Origin of the sequence: Asticcacaulis sp., from assembly GCA_024707255.1 — a bacterium.
In the GTDB taxonomy this organism is placed as follows: Bacteria; Pseudomonadota; Alphaproteobacteria; order Caulobacterales; family Caulobacteraceae; genus Asticcacaulis.
Window position 1 is genome coordinate 619,294 of sequence record JANQAC010000001.1, and the last position, 14,119, is coordinate 633,412.

Below are 14,119 nucleotides of genomic sequence, written 5' to 3' on the forward strand. Positions count from 1 at the left end.
GAAAAAGCCCCGTTCAGCATTGAACGGGGCTTTTTTATATCTGTATCAGAGCTTTAATCAGCCCGGATGGACCATGTTTTCCGGGCGGACGAACTGGTCGAACTCCTCATTGGTCAGGTAACCGCCACCGACGGCTTCTTCACGCAAGGTAGTGCCATTCTTGTGGGCGGTCTTGGCGATCTTGGCACAGGCGTCATAGCCCAGCTTGCCATTGAGCGCCGTCACCAGCATCAGCGAGTTTTCCAGGCCGCGCTTGATATTGTCGAGGCGCGGCTCGATGCCGACCACGCAATTGTCGGTGAAGGAAACCGCCGCATCCGCCAGCAACCGCACGCTTTGCAGGAAGTTATAGGCCATGACCGGATTGAAGACGTTCAGCTCGAAATGGCCCTGCGAACCGGCAAAGGTCAGCGCGGCATTGTTGCCGAAAATCTGCACGCAGACCTGCGTCATCGCCTCGCACTGGGTCGGGTTGACCTTGCCCGGCATGATCGACGAACCTGGCTCATTTTCCGGCAGGGCCAGTTCGCCGAGGCCAGACCGCGGGCCGCTCCCTAAGAAGCGGATGTCGTTGGCGATCTTGAACAGCGACGCGGCCACCGTATTGATGGCGCCGTGGCTGAAGACCATGGCGTCATGCGCGGCCAGGGCCTCGAACTTGTTCGGCGCCGTGGTGAAGCCCATGCCGGTGATCGAGGCGATCTTTTCCGCCACGCCTTCTGCGAAACCGATCGGGGCGTTAAGGCCGGTGCCGACGGCGGTGCCGCCCTGCGCCAGTTGCATCAGCTTCGGCAGGGTCTGGTTGATGCGCTCGATGCCGTTGGTCAGTTGCTGGGTATAGCCGCCAAATTCCTGGCCGAGGGTGAGCGGCGTCGCATCCTGCGTATGGGTGCGGCCGATCTTGATGATGTCCTTCCAGGCTTCCGCCTTGTCGTTCAGGGCGTTGCGCAGGGTTTGCAGGGCCGGCAGCAGGCGGTGGACGATCTCCTCGGCACAGGCGACGTGCATGGCGGTCGGATAGGTGTCGTTCGACGATTGCGACATATTGACATGGTCATTGGGGTGGACGGGCTTTTTCGTGCCCATCTCGCCGCCCAAAATCTCGATGGCGCGGTTCGAGATGACCTCGTTGGCGTTCATGTTCGACTGGGTGCCGGAACCGGTCTGCCAGACGACCAGCGGGAAGTGGTCGTCGAGCTTGCCTTCCATGACCTCATTGGCGGCCGTGATGATCGCCTGGCCGATGGCCGGATCGAGCTTGCCGAGCGCCATATTGGTTTCGGCGGCGGCGCGCTTGACGATGCCAAGGGCGCGCACGATCGGCAAAGGCTGCTTTTCCCAGCCGATCTTGAAGTTGCCGAGCGAGCGCTGGGCCTGCGCGCCCCAATATTTGCCGTTATCGACCTCGATCGGGCCAAAGGTATCGGTCTCTAGGCGGGTGGTCTTGGTCATCTTGGGGGGCTCCGTGGGCGGTGTCGGATCGGATGGGCCGGCTTGAATGGTGGTGTTGCTTTCCAATTCCGGCGTGAAACTGGTGGCGGTGATCCGTCGCTTTTTCTTCGAACCGGACAACCAGTCTAACAACCCCATAAAGCCCTCCATAACCGGCAAAAAACGTGCGCCTATCCGTTATGTCCACAGGGCTTAAAGCGCAATGAATTTATGTAAAGCGGCGAATATTTTCCTCTTATACCTCCCCACCTTTGGTGGGGAGGGGGACCATGAGCGAAGCGAATGGTGGTGGGGTATCTTACTTTTTTGTAGAAGTAAGAAACCCCACCACCACGCCTCAAGAGAGGCGCGGTCCCCTCCCCGGCATAGCCGGGGAGGTATAAGACCGGCATTCTCTGGCAGTAGCGTGACGTTAGCCGGCAAATCTGTGTAATCTGGTGATTGTTCTCTTAAGGCAAAGTCAATGGGTCTAAAATTTAGTGCCGAAAAAAGGCGAGGCTGGGCCGGTCTCTATCTCAGTCTAGCTGACTGGCCGGATCGCATTCGCGAGTGTCATCGCTCATCCAACCGGATGCGGGATGAACTTACATTCTATCTATGCTTCTTCTCTCAGGCCTATGCGATCAGAGACTGGCTTGCCAAGCAAGGTATTATGAAGTCCCATGAAATCGACATGGCCATCGCCAGCAATGAAGCGATGAAAATTTGCCGCGATATATGCAACCGTTACAAGCACTACACTCTAACTAATCCAAGCATAGATGCAGATTGGTCCATTCAAAGACGAATTTCAGACCCTTTTCTTACCAACGAATGGGAATGGACAGTGATTGCCCATGACCACAATATAGCTTTATGGGATTTAATGTTAGACTGTATTGGTTTTTGGGAAGCGCTAGTTGCAGCTTACGGGTTAGAGCCAGATTTCGACACGATAAGCTGAAAACTTACAATTTTAATAAGTCACCGGCCACAAATCGTTATCACACACTCTCCGCCAGAAAACCACCGGTCTGCCTGGCCCACAGCCTCGCATAGAGACCGCCTGCCACAATCAATGCCTCATGCGTGCCGGTCTCGATAATGCGGCCGCCATCGATCACCACCAGCCGGTCCATGCGGGCGATGGTCGAGAGCCGGTGCGCAATGGCGATGACCGTCTTGCCCTGCATCAGATCGAGCAAGCTTTCCTGGATCGCCGCCTCGACCTCGGAATCAAGCGCCGAGGTCGCCTCATCGAGCACCAATATCGGGGCGTTTTTCAGCAGCACCCGCGCGATGGCGATGCGCTGCCGCTGGCCACCGGAGAGCTTGACGCCGCGTTCACCGACATGGGCGTCATAGCCGGTGCGCCCCTGACCGTCATTCAGATCGGGGATAAAGCCCGCCGCATGGGCCCGCGCCGCCGCCCGGTCGATCTCCGCCTGTGAGGCGCCCGGCGAACCATAGGCGATATTGTCGCGGATCGAGCGGTGCAGCAGCGAGGTATCCTGCGTCACCATGCCGATATGAGCACGCAAACTCTCCTGATTGACCCCGGCGATATCTTGGCCATCAATGCGGATATGCCCGCTTTTCAGATCGTACAGGCGCAGGAACAGGTTGACGAGCGTCGACTTGCCGGCGCCGGAAGGCCCGACCAGACCGATCTTCTCCCCCGGCGCAATGGTCAGGCTAAAATCCTGTATCGCCGGCAGGTCGCCGTAAGAAAACCCGACATACTCGAAGCGGATTTCGCCCTGGCGCACTTCCAGCGCCGGCGCCGCTGCCACATCCACCACCGTATGCGGACGCGAAATGGTTTCGATGCCGTTCTGCACCGAGCCGATATTCTCGAAAAGGCTGGTCACCTGGAACATCACCCAGTTCGACATGCTGATCAGCCGCTGCGTCAGCGCGCCGATCAGGGCGATAGCGCCGACCGTGATTAGCCCCTGGCTCCACAGCCAGATCGCCAGCGCCGCCATGATGATCAGGAGCAGGGCATTGATGACGGCGGTGCTGTTATCCAGCCCCGTGATCAGCCGTTCCTGCACCTGCCATTTGCGGCTGTTGGTCAGGAGCCCTTCGCGGACATAGTCATCCTCGTGGCGCGTGCCGGCGAAAAGCTTGACCGTCTGGATATTGGTGTAGGTATCGACAATGCGCCCGACAAGCGCCGAACGCGCCTCCGCCCCTTCGCTGGCGGCCACGCCAAGCTTCGGCACGAAAAAACGCGCAGACCAAACCATAGACGATGCTCCACACCACCAGCGGGATCACCAGCCGCCAGTCGGCCTGAAAGAACAGCACGATGGCGCTGCCGAAATAGATGACGACATACAGCAGGGTATCGCACAGGGTCGTCAGGGTATTGCGCACCGCCGAGGCGGTTTCGACGACCTTGGAGGCGACCCGCCCGGCATAGTCATTGGTGAAGAAACCGATCGATTGCCGCACCACATGGCGGTGCGATTGCCAGCGGATCAGATTGGGGAAGTTGCTGGTGATGGCCTGGCGCAGGAACAAAGAATGGATAAAACCGATCACCGGCCAGGCGATGCCGATGATCACCGCCATGCGGATGAAATCAGTGCCATGCGCGCGCCACAGATCGGCGGGCTTCGTGTGGGTCAGGTAATCGACAATATCCGCCATGAAGCGGAACACCGCAACCTCGGTAATCGTATAAAGAAAACCGGCGATCAGGATGGCCAGAAAGAGCGGCCAGGCCTGTTTGAGAAACTGCCAGAAGAAGGGCAGCAGCTTATCGGGCGGCGGGCCGTCTTCATGCGGGCCGAACGGATCGATCATCCGCTCGAAGCGGCTATAGAGGGCATTGATCAGGGACATGCCCTGCATATGCGCTTACCTCAGGCAAAAAGAAACCCGCTAATCAATGCGGATAAATGGCATATATGAGTTCTATGCCGAACGTAAATCCCCTCTCCCCACCTGTGGGGAGAGGGTTAGGGTGAGGGGCTTAAACGATCTGCCGCGCGTGATTTTGTTCGCTTTCATGCCCCTCACCCGGTCGCCTTCACTACGTTTGGCTCCCGTCCTCTCCCCATTGTCATGGGGAGAGGGGAAGGTTTGAACCACAAAAAGAAACCCCGCCGATGATACACCGACGGGGCAACTTCAAACTTGCAGGTGCAGGGACTTGTCCCTGCGAACCTTACTTTGCGCCGAAGAGGCGCGCCCAGAAACCGGGCTTCTTCTTGGCGGCGGTCGCCGTGCTGTTGGCAAAATCGCTGGCCTTTTGGGTCACCGAGGCGGTGACGTCATCGGCCTTCTTGGCGAGATCGTCGATCACCGGCTTGGCGGCTTCAACAGCATCATCGATCTTGTCCTTGGCGGCATCGACAGCGGCTTCGACCTTGGCGGCCGCGTCCTTAACGGCCGGGTCTGCGGCCGCCTTCAGATCGGCGACCTTTTCAGCCACATCGGCCTTGGCTTCGGCAGCCGCCGCTTTCACGGTTTCAACAGCCTTGGTCACCTTGGCCTTGGCTTCGGTCACGGCCTTTTTGGCAGCCGGCTTCTTGGCCGCAGCGGCCTTGGCGGCAGGCGCGGCAACCGCCTTGGTGGCCTTGGCCTTGGTGGTGGCGGCAGCGGTCTTCACGGCCTTGACGGCGGCTTCAGCCTTCTTCTCGACCTTCTTGGCTTCGGCAACGACGGGTTTCTTGATATCGGCAACCATCGACTTGCTGGCGGCAGCGGCCTTCTTCGGCGCGGCATTGACGGCGGCGGCGGTCTTGGTCGCCGCGCTCTTGGTGGCGGCAACGGCCTTGGCCGGCGCGGCTTTCGCCGTGGCAACGGCCTTCTTGGCAGCCGGCTTTGCAGCAGCTACAGCCTTTTCGACCGGCGCCTTGCGCGCCAGGGTCTTTTTCACGCCGGCGTCAGCCGGGATGTCTTTATTTTCACCAGTCGTTGATTTTGTGGTAGCTCTCGCCATCGTCTGTCCTTAAATGCCCCGTTCAGGAGTGCGCAACCACCGCGCATTGAAGTGAAGTTACCCGAATCGGCTGATCAAATCAAATAGAGCCTATTCTTAATCTTATCGCAGAGCAATATGACCTACAATCCGCAGCAAATCATCGCCCGTGGCCCCCGTCTAGTCTCGGAAAGCGCCGCCGAAGCCATTGATGGCGACGTTTTGCTGGAAGGCGCCACCTATTCGATCCTGGAAGAGGACGAAGACCGCAATATCTGGCGCATCGACGCCTTCCCGACCACCGAGGAAGAAGATACGCGGCTTCAGGAAATCCTCAGCGGTTTTCCGGAACTGACGGTCACCGCCGATCAACTGGCCGATGCCGACTGGCTGGCCATGGCGCTTTCGGGCCTGCCGCCGGTACGCGCCGGACGTTTCTTCGTCTACGGCATCCATGATCGCGGCCGCGCACCGGATAACACCGTCAACCTGCGCATCGAAGCGGGCGCCGCCTTCGGCACTGGCCACCACGGCACCACGGTTGGCTGCTTGATCGCCTATAACGACCTGCTGAAATCGAAACGTTTCAATCGCGTGCTCGATGTCGGCGCCGGCACCGGTGTGCTGGCCATCGCCGCCGCCAAGACCGGCACCAAAATCGCGGTCGGCACCGATATCGATCCGGTGAGCGTGCGCATCTCCAATGAAAATGCCAAGCTCAACAAATGCCACGCGCGCTTTGTCTATGCCAATGGCCTCGATCACCGCCTGGTGCGTTCCGATGCGCCCTATGACCTGGTCTTCGCCAACATCCTGGCGCGCCCGCTGGTCGGCCTGTCCATGGCCATCCGGGGGCGCTCAAGCCGAAGGGCCTGGTGATCCTCTCCGGCCTGCTGCGCACCCAGGAGCGCTTCGTGAAGGCGGCCTATCACAGCAAGGGCTTCCGAACCGTCCGCCGCATTCATCGTGATGCCTGGTGTACGCTCGTTATGCAGAAGGTCTGACTCTCTCCTCCCCTGCAAAGCGGGGGAGGATCAATTGCCAAAAAACCACAGCCCACGGATAATTTTGAACACCGTTTTCTGAACGCTTGAAATTGTATGATTTTCCGGCAAAATAAATAAATCAAATAAAAGAAACCCGCCAAATGGGTTTTCACCGGGAGAGCGCCAATGTTCATGCAAAAACTCATCACCGCCACACTTGCGTCCGCCGCCCTGCTGGCGGCCGTCCCCGCCATAGCCCAAGAGACCAAACAAGAGACCAAGCCGGCGCCCATGGTCATCTATGACGATGAGCTGAAAAACGACTGGCAGAACTGGAGTTGGGGCGTCACCCTGCAAATGTCCGTGCCCGCCGGACAGGTCAAGCCGATCAAGGTCGAAGGGACGCCGTGGTCGGCGCTGGACCTGCACCATTCGGCGATATCTACCAAGGGCTATACTAAGCTGACCTTCTATATCAACGGCGGCACCGACGGCGGCCAGCAACTGATGGTCAAGGTGAAAGCCCCCGGCGGCGTGGCGATCGAGTCCAACTATACTATCGCGCCCAAGGTGAAGACCTGGGAAGTCGCCGAGGTGCCGCTGAAGGATATCGGCGCCGACGACAAGATGATCGAGGACGTCTTCATTCAGGGCGGCGCCGATGCCTACAAGCCCTATTACATCACCAAGATTCAGCTTGAGTAGCCATTAAAGATGACGGTGACGCTTTTGCCAGCGCTTGTACGTAAGATCGCGCCACCAGTCCACAATACTATCAACCGATGACGGCCCACCGCCTTCGTCGTGGTATTCGCCATCCCACATCTCAGGTTTTAGAGCATATTGAAAGGGCCAGACGCGCTTGCGACTGCGCCCGCATATGTAGCACCACTCTGCATTTGGCCCGCCACGCCAGCGTCGATCTCGTATGGCAATGTGTGTCGTGCAGCGCGGACATCTCGCCGCAATGCCAATCAGCAACAGAAACGTGCCCGCAATGTGCAGCGCGGCTGCGACGACGTTGATGTCGCCCATGACCATACGTGCACCAAGCATACCGGCCGCCATAACCACCATCAGTCGCAATCTGCCTGATGCCGCAGGAAGCAGTATAGCCGGAAGAAGCAAAAACAACCAGGTAAGGCGGGAAGTTGAAAAAGCTACGAAAAGACCAAACATACCTGGAATGATGAAAAAAGCCGGATAGATGATCATGCTGCCCCCTCGTCCGCTTACGGCCCACGCCAGAATAGATCAGGTCATGACATATTGCCATTGAAAGCGATCGCCGCGCGCCTATAGTGCCGGGCGATAATTTCCATCGTTACGAGATTCCCATGACCGCCGATTCCGCACATTTCCAGCATTTCGATGTCACCACCCAGCCGTCGCAGGGCGTGACCAACGTGGCCGCCCTGCGCGGTGAGATGCGGAAACTGGGGCTCGATGGTTTCATCGTCCCCCACGAGGACGAGCACCAGAACGAATACCTGCCCGACGCCAATGAGCGCCTGGCCTGGGTTTCCGGCTTCACCGGCTCGGCCGGCGCGGCAATCATCTTCATGGACCGCGCCATTCTCTTCGCCGATGGCCGCTATACCCTGCAATCGCGCGAACAGACCGATCCGTCTGTCTTTACAGTTGAGGATTTCAACGCCGGTTCGCTGGCCGATACGGTGGCGAAAGCCCCGCGCGGATCGGTCATCGGCTATGATGCCGGTCTCATCAGCCCGTTCAGCCTCAATGCCCTGCAAACCGCCGCCGATGGTGCGGGCGTCACTCTGAAATCGGTCTCGCCCAATCCGCTGGATATCGCCTGGGGAAGTGCAAGGCCGGCCCAGCCCATGGCCCTGATCGTGCCGCAGCCGCTGGAATATGCCGGTGTCGCCTCGGCCGACAAGCGCGCGCACCTGGCCGCCACGCTGAAGGCGAACAACATCGCCGCCGCCCTGATCACCGCGCCGTCCTCTCTGGCTTGGCTGTTCAATATCCGTGGCGGCGATGTCATCCGCTCGCCGCTGCCGCTGGGCCAGGCGATCCTGAAAAGCGACGGCTCGGCAGACCTGTTCATCGAACCGGCCAAAATCAGCGATGGCCTGCTGGAATGGCTCGGCAATGAGGTCAGCGTCGCCGGTCCCGGCGATGTCGTCCCGGCGTTGAAAGCCTTCGCCGGCCAAAGCGTGCTGATCGACGCCAATCTCTCCTCGGCCTACTGGCTGGAGTCTATAAAGACGGCCGGCGCCACGCCGCTGACCGCCGATGACCCCTGCCTGCTGCCGCGCGCCTGCAAGAACGATGTCGAGATCGCCGGCACCACCACCGCCCATATCCGCGATGGCGCGCTCCTGACCACCTTCCTGCACTGGCTGGCCACCGAAGCGCAGGAGACCCTGCCGACCGAGATCGAGGTGGCGCGGAAACTGGAGAGCATCCGGAAGGCCGGAAGCGATACCCGCGACCTGTCGTTCGACACCATTTCCGGCTTCGGCCCGCATGGCGCCCTGCCGCATTACAAGGTCAATGTGTCGAGCGACCTGAAGACGGCGAAAGGCAATCTGCTGCTGGTCGATTCAGGCGGCCAGTTCCTTGACGGCACCACCGATGTGACGCGCACCGTGGCGATGGGTGAGCCGACCGCCGAACACAAACGCATGTTCACCCTGGTGCTGAAGGGCCATATCGCCCTGGCCACGGTGAAATTCCCCGCCGGCACCACCGGCACGCATCTCGATGCCCTGGCGCGGCAGTTCCTGTGGGCCGAGGGCTTTGACTACGACCACGGCACTGGTCATGGCGTCGGCGTCTATCTCGGCGTCCACGAAGGGCCGCAGCGCATCGCCAAGGCACTAAACCGCTATGCCCTTCAAACCGGCATGATCGTTTCCAATGAGCCGGGTTTCTATAAGGCCGGCGAATACGGCATCCGCATCGAGAACCTGCAATATGTCACCGAGGCGGAAATCCCCGCCGGCGGCGAACGGCCGATGCACCGCTTCGAGAACCTGACCTGGGCACCGATAGACCGCAAGCTGATCGACGTCGCCCTGCTCACCCCCGCCGAGCGCGCCTATATGGACAGCTACCATACTCGGGTTGTGGAACTGGTCGGCCCGCTGGTCTCCGATGAGGTACGCGGCTGGCTTATGGACGTGTGCGCGCCGTTGTAAAAATGACAGAGAGTTTTCAATCGGCCTGGCAACAATTTCACCCAAATAGTCAACCTATCACCCACCTTGTCAGAGATTCGGAAAACGACAATTGGTTGCGCTTCCATTCCTTACCAGAATCAAAGCGTTACGCCGAAAATGATGACGAGATGGCCATAATCCTCAACAGGCAGAATATTATTGCCGGTGAAATTATTGGAAATGGCAAAGCTTGTTGGATGGTAAGCTATCTCTACGTATACGACGAAGACGATAGCAGCGATCATTTTTGGCGGAACAACCACACGAGCCTCTTCGAGAAATACGCTTTGACTCCCGTATTTCGCATCTATGTTCCGGAAGACGAATGCCACTTTGATATATTCGCCAGGAAAACCGTTTGGCTAGCCGATACGTTTGACGAAGCGCTCCGTGACATTGCGAATGACGAGGTACGGGCTTTATGGATGTCCGATACAGACGGAGCTATATTTGCACCATATGACGGCGGAATGGACCTGATCCTGCCTGATCCCCTTAGTATCACAAATTTGAGTCTCAAATTCAGCGACTGGCTTTCAAGTTATCCGGGCGGCTACTGATCGATCATCGCCAGCCACTCGTCCTCGGTGAGCGTAGTGACGCCCAGTTCGGCGGCCTTTTTGAGCTTGGAACCGGCGCCCGGACCGGCCACCAGGTAATCTGTCTTGGCGGAAACCGAACCGGCCACCTTGGCGCCCAGACGTTCGGCCTGCGCCTTGGCCTCGTCGCGCGTGAAGCGTTCCAGTGAACCGGTGAAGACGACCGTCTTGCCGCTGACGGCATGATCGCCGGCCACGGCCTCGGCACCCTGCACGCGCACCTGCTCAAGAAAGCGCTCATAAATCTCGCGCTGGTAGGGATGGGCGAAATAGCTGACCAGGGCACCGGCCACCACCGGGCCGATCTGGTCCTGGTGCGAAATGCCCTCGCGCGCGGCCTCGTCACCGCCGGCGGCCGCCACCATGCGCGCTGCGTGGAGCTGCTCAGCCCGCTGGTCACCGATGAAGTACGTGGCTAGCTGGTTGAGGTCTGCGCCCCGCTCTGATCAGGCGCCGATGGCCTTACCGGGATGGCTACCGGCGCGCTGCGGCAGGAGGGCGATCAGGGCGATAATGGCCACCGCCAGAACCGCCGAAGCGATCGGCCGGCTGAGATTCAGGCCGCCGTGATCCAGCGGCTTGTCGAGGAAATCACCCACCGTGGCGCCCAGTGGCCGCGTCAGGATAAAGGCGGCCCAGAACAGCAGCACCCGTGACACCTGCGTGCGGAAATACAGCAAGGCCACCACAGCCAGGGCCGCGGCGAAGACCGCCGCACCGCCCAGGAAGCCCAGGCCGGTATCATCGGCCATCCAGTCGCCCAGGGCCGTCCCCAGGGTTTGCGAAAAGGTGATGGCCAGCCAGTAAAAGGCTTCGACCCGCGGCGTATTGACCGTATCGACCGAGATCGATTTTTCAACGGCATACCAGATAGCCAGAACCGCCACCACGCAGGCCAGAAGCACGGCCGAGCCGCCGGTATAGCCGATGCCCAGCGAACGATCGAAGAAATCGGCCATGGTGGTGCCGGCCGTGGTCGAGGCGATGATGGTCGCCCAGTAAAGCCAGGGATGGAACTTTTTCGCCACGATCTGCGCGATGACCAGCACGACCAGCAGCCCCAGGAAGATGAAGGTGCCGGTCAGGTAACCGAGGTTCATCGTCATGGTGACGGTATCGCCGCCGGTTTCGCCCAATGTGGTCGCCAGTATCTTGATAATCCAGAAGCCGAGCGTCACCGCCGGCACCTTGCTCAAAACCTCATCGCGGCTCATCTGTTCGCTCCTGATCAAAAGGTGGTCTGAAGGGTGGCGTACCAGTTGTAGCGCGCGGTTTCGCCCGTGTTCTGAAGATTTGGGCCGGCATAGGCCAGCAGGTGATAGTGGTCGTTCAGGTCGTAGGTCAGGCCGGCGCCCAGCGCGGTGGAGGCCCGTCCGCCTTTTGCATCCGCCGTCTCATGAATAATCTCGGCGCCGATGTGCAGGTAGGGCGCCAGATCACGCGTCACCACCCAGCCAACCTGGCAGAAGTTGCGGGCGTCGCCGCCGTGATTATAGAGGCAGCCGCCGCCGCCAAAGGTCGACCAGCCGTCGCCGCTGCGGCCGATCCACACCGGCAGGAAAAAGGCGGCGTGATCATCGCCGACCCTGTCGCTGGCGCTTTTCAGGACGACGCGCGGATAGACGGCCACGTCCCAGCCAGAGCTTTCCTGATGCAGGAAGCGGTACTTCGCTGCCAGTTCGATATTGCCGATTCCGCTGGCGGACCCACCGCCGTTCTGGTGCTCATATTCATACGGCACGGCGATATTGATATGCAGATCGCGCGCCAGGCCATAATTGAAATCGATGCCCGATGCACTGCCGAAGCCATCGCGCGTCGTCGAACCCGCCGTGAAATAGAAGGTCTCGAAATGATGCAGTTCGACCGGCACCGGATCATCGGTGATGAAGGGCGGACCGGCAAAGGCGGTGGCCGGCATGAACAACAGCGCAACGAGCAGGGAATGGTCTTTCATGACACCTTGTTAAAGCGGCAAGCTGAAGCCAGGATGAGCGAATTAAGGCGAAATCAAGGCAACCGAATATGTACGCCAAGGCCAATACTGCCTGACGGAGTGAACAGATCGACCTCGGCAGCCAGACTGTCCGCGATAGTGCGCACAATTGCCAGGCCAAGCCCGCTGCCCGGCTTGGCCGCATCCAGGCGATGGAAGGGCCGGAACGCATCCGCACGCCCCTGCGGTGGAATGCCTGGCCCCTGATCAATAAGCGTAATAAGGGCGGGAGCAGTCTCTATACGGATCTCACTGGCTGGCGGCGCGTATTTGATGGCGTTGTCGAGCAGGTTACGCAGCATAAGGAATAGCAGCACAGGCTGACATTTAACCATGCCGGCACCACTGCCCCCCACCTCAATCGTCATGCCCTTCCCGGCGGCCAGCGATGCGACATCGGTGATGACATCCGTTAAAACCCTGTCCACGTCGCAGGTTTCATCCTGATCAGTCGCCTGCCGGACCCGCGCCAGGGTCAGTAACTGGTCCAGCAGACGCGATACCCGGTTTATACCCTTCCCCATAGCATCCACGGCCTGCTTGCGCTCGGCGGCGGTGCGCGCACCGGCAATGACCTCGGCCTGAAGGCTGAGCGCCGCCAGCGGGGTACGCAGTTCGTGAGCCGCATTGTCGGTAAAGAGGCGCTCCTGCTTCGCGGCGAGGCTTAGTTTCGCCAACAGGGCATTGAGCGCGTCCGCCAGCGGCATCAGGTCGCGCGGCAAGCCGCTGGCCGAAACCGGCGACAGGTCACCGGGTGATCTCTGCGCCACGTCACTGGCGAAATGCTCAAGGCCGCGCAAGCCCCAGCGGCTGCCGCGCCAGATGACGAGCGCCGATACCGGCAGGGCCAGGAACAAGGGCAGCAGCAGGCCATACAGGACGCGCCTTACCACTTCATCGCGGGCACGCAGCTTTTCGCGCACCTCGACCACGCCGCGCCCTTCAGGCAGCACGCGCGTATAGACGCGCCAGGCGCCGCCCTCCATCATGACCGTATGAAACCCTTCCGGCAGGGGCACGCTCAGGGCCGCATTATCGGACGCCAGGGCCAGGCGTCCGTCACGCCAGACGCGGAAGCTGCGCCAACGCGCGTAATCGTCAAAGGCGGCGCGATCGGCGGCAGCAAGTCCCTGCCCCGTCACGGTAACTTTATTATCGGCTGACTGGCTAAGCAGCCACAGTTCGCTGGCCGAGGTAATCAGTTGTGAATCGTAGACCTCGTTGATTTCATCCCTGGCCGAAACAAAGGCGATGACGCCGATCAAAGCGATCACAAGGGCCAGTGGCGCGCCAATACCGATCAGCAGTTCGACGTGCAGCGGCCGCCGGGTCATGACCGCACCGTATAGCCGACGCCTCTAACGGTCTCGATCAGCCCGGCGCCCAGCTTGCGCCTTAGGGTATAGACGGCCGCCTCGATGGTGTTGCTTTCGGCGCCGGCCTCCCAGCCATAGATGCCGGCTTCGATATCGGCGCGGCCCACTACGCGGCCCGCCCGTTCCATCAGCAGGACCAGCACCTGGTATTCTCGCGCCGTCAACCGGACCAGATCGTCTGACTTTCGGACCGAACGCGCGGCGGTGTCGATCTCGATATCGCCACGCCGCAGGGTCGGTCTTGCCCGTCCGTGACTGCGGCGGCCGACGGCGCGCAGCCGCGCCATGAGTTCGGCCAGGGCAAACGGCTTGACGATATAATCATCGGCACCCAGATCGAGTCCTTCGATGCGCGCATCCAGGGCGTCGCGCGCGGTCATGATGATCACGGGCAGGTCTGCCTTCACCCGGACCGCGCGCAGGACATCAAGCCCCGACAGACCCGGCAGGTTTATATCGAGAAGGATGGCATCGAAGCCATCCGTGCGAACCGCCGCCAGGGCACTTTCGCCATCTCGCACCCAGTCCGGCATGTGTCCGGCCTGAGCCAAACCGGCCTTCAGCGCGGTCCCCAGCAGATCATCGTCCTCGACCACCAGAATGCGCATG

Annotated in this window: 11 protein-coding genes and 3 pseudogenes; 5 read left to right on the top strand and 9 right to left on the bottom strand. The window is 60.2% G+C overall.

Translation table 11 applies throughout. The features are described from left to right. Positions 1–57: 57 nt before the first annotated feature. Positions 58–1,452, bottom strand: a complete 1,395-nt coding sequence (gene fumC / locus NVV72_03010) for a class II fumarate hydratase (GenBank protein MCR6658347.1) — start codon at positions 1,450–1,452, stop codon at positions 58–60. Positions 1,453–1,915: 463 nt separating this feature from the next. On the opposite strand from fumC, the gene NVV72_03015 reads away from it, so the two are divergent. Beyond that, complete coding sequence (locus NVV72_03015) at positions 1,916–2,395, top strand: hypothetical protein (protein MCR6658348.1); 480 nt, start codon at positions 1,916–1,918, stop codon at positions 2,393–2,395. Between the two features lie 40 nt (positions 2,396–2,435). Here the strand turns inward: NVV72_03015 and NVV72_03020 are convergent. Together NVV72_03020 and NVV72_03025 are read right to left on the bottom strand one after the other, a co-directional pair. Then, positions 2,436–4,245: pseudogene (locus NVV72_03020) on the bottom strand (ABC transporter ATP-binding protein/permease). A 364-nt stretch (positions 4,246–4,609) separates the two neighbouring features. Beyond that, positions 4,610–5,386, bottom strand: coding sequence for a hypothetical protein (locus NVV72_03025; protein MCR6658349.1), 777 nt, complete (start codon positions 5,384–5,386; stop codon positions 4,610–4,612). Between the two features lie 117 nt (positions 5,387–5,503). On the opposite strand from NVV72_03025, the pseudogene NVV72_03030 reads away from it, so the two are divergent. Together NVV72_03030 and NVV72_03035 are read left to right on the top strand one after the other, a co-directional pair. Next, positions 5,504–6,369, top strand: a pseudogene (locus NVV72_03030) (50S ribosomal protein L11 methyltransferase). A 174-nt stretch (positions 6,370–6,543) separates the two neighbouring features. Further along, a complete protein-coding gene (locus NVV72_03035) occupies positions 6,544–7,056 on the top strand; it encodes a hypothetical protein (GenBank protein MCR6658350.1) in 513 nt (170 codons plus the stop codon). Positions 7,057–7,059: 3 nt separating this feature from the next. Here NVV72_03035 and NVV72_03040 read toward each other — a convergent pair whose 3' ends face one another. Further along, positions 7,060–7,566 (bottom strand): hypothetical protein, encoded by a 507-nt coding sequence (locus tag NVV72_03040; GenBank protein MCR6658351.1) that lies wholly within the window; start codon positions 7,564–7,566, stop codon positions 7,060–7,062. A 122-nt stretch (positions 7,567–7,688) separates the two neighbouring features. On the opposite strand from NVV72_03040, the gene NVV72_03045 reads away from it, so the two are divergent. Then, positions 7,689–9,518, top strand: a complete 1,830-nt coding sequence (locus tag NVV72_03045) for an aminopeptidase P family protein (GenBank protein ID MCR6658352.1) — start codon at positions 7,689–7,691, stop codon at positions 9,516–9,518. After that, on the top strand, positions 9,503–10,099 hold the full coding sequence (locus NVV72_03050) for a hypothetical protein (GenBank protein MCR6658353.1): 597 nt from the start codon (positions 9,503–9,505) through the stop codon (positions 10,097–10,099). Before NVV72_03045 ends, NVV72_03050 begins: the two co-directional genes overlap by 16 nt. Here the strand turns inward: NVV72_03050 and NVV72_03055 are convergent. The 5 genes and pseudogenes from NVV72_03055 to NVV72_03075 all read right to left on the bottom strand — a co-directional run bounded on the left by NVV72_03055 (position 10,093) and on the right by NVV72_03075 (position 14,118). After that, positions 10,093–10,320 (bottom strand): annotated as a pseudogene (locus NVV72_03055) (NAD-dependent DNA ligase LigA). The gene NVV72_03050 and the pseudogene NVV72_03055 sit on opposite strands and share 7 nt — an antisense overlap. A 264-nt stretch (positions 10,321–10,584) precedes the next feature. Further along, a complete protein-coding gene (locus NVV72_03060) occupies positions 10,585–11,352 on the bottom strand; it encodes a hypothetical protein (protein ID MCR6658354.1) in 768 nt (255 codons plus the stop codon). 14 nt (positions 11,353–11,366) lie between these two features. Further along, a complete protein-coding gene (locus NVV72_03065) occupies positions 11,367–12,095 on the bottom strand; it encodes a transporter (GenBank protein MCR6658355.1) in 729 nt (242 codons plus the stop codon). A gap of 53 nt (positions 12,096–12,148) precedes the next feature. Further along, the gene (locus NVV72_03070; protein MCR6658356.1) at positions 12,149–13,468 is read right to left on the bottom strand and encodes an ATP-binding protein; all 1,320 of its coding nucleotides are present in this window, start codon (positions 13,466–13,468) and stop codon (positions 12,149–12,151) included. Then, complete coding sequence (locus tag NVV72_03075; protein MCR6658357.1) at positions 13,465–14,118, bottom strand: response regulator transcription factor; 654 nt, start codon at positions 14,116–14,118, stop codon at positions 13,465–13,467. Before NVV72_03075 ends, NVV72_03070 begins: the two co-directional genes overlap by 4 nt. Position 14,119: the final 1 nt, after the last annotated feature.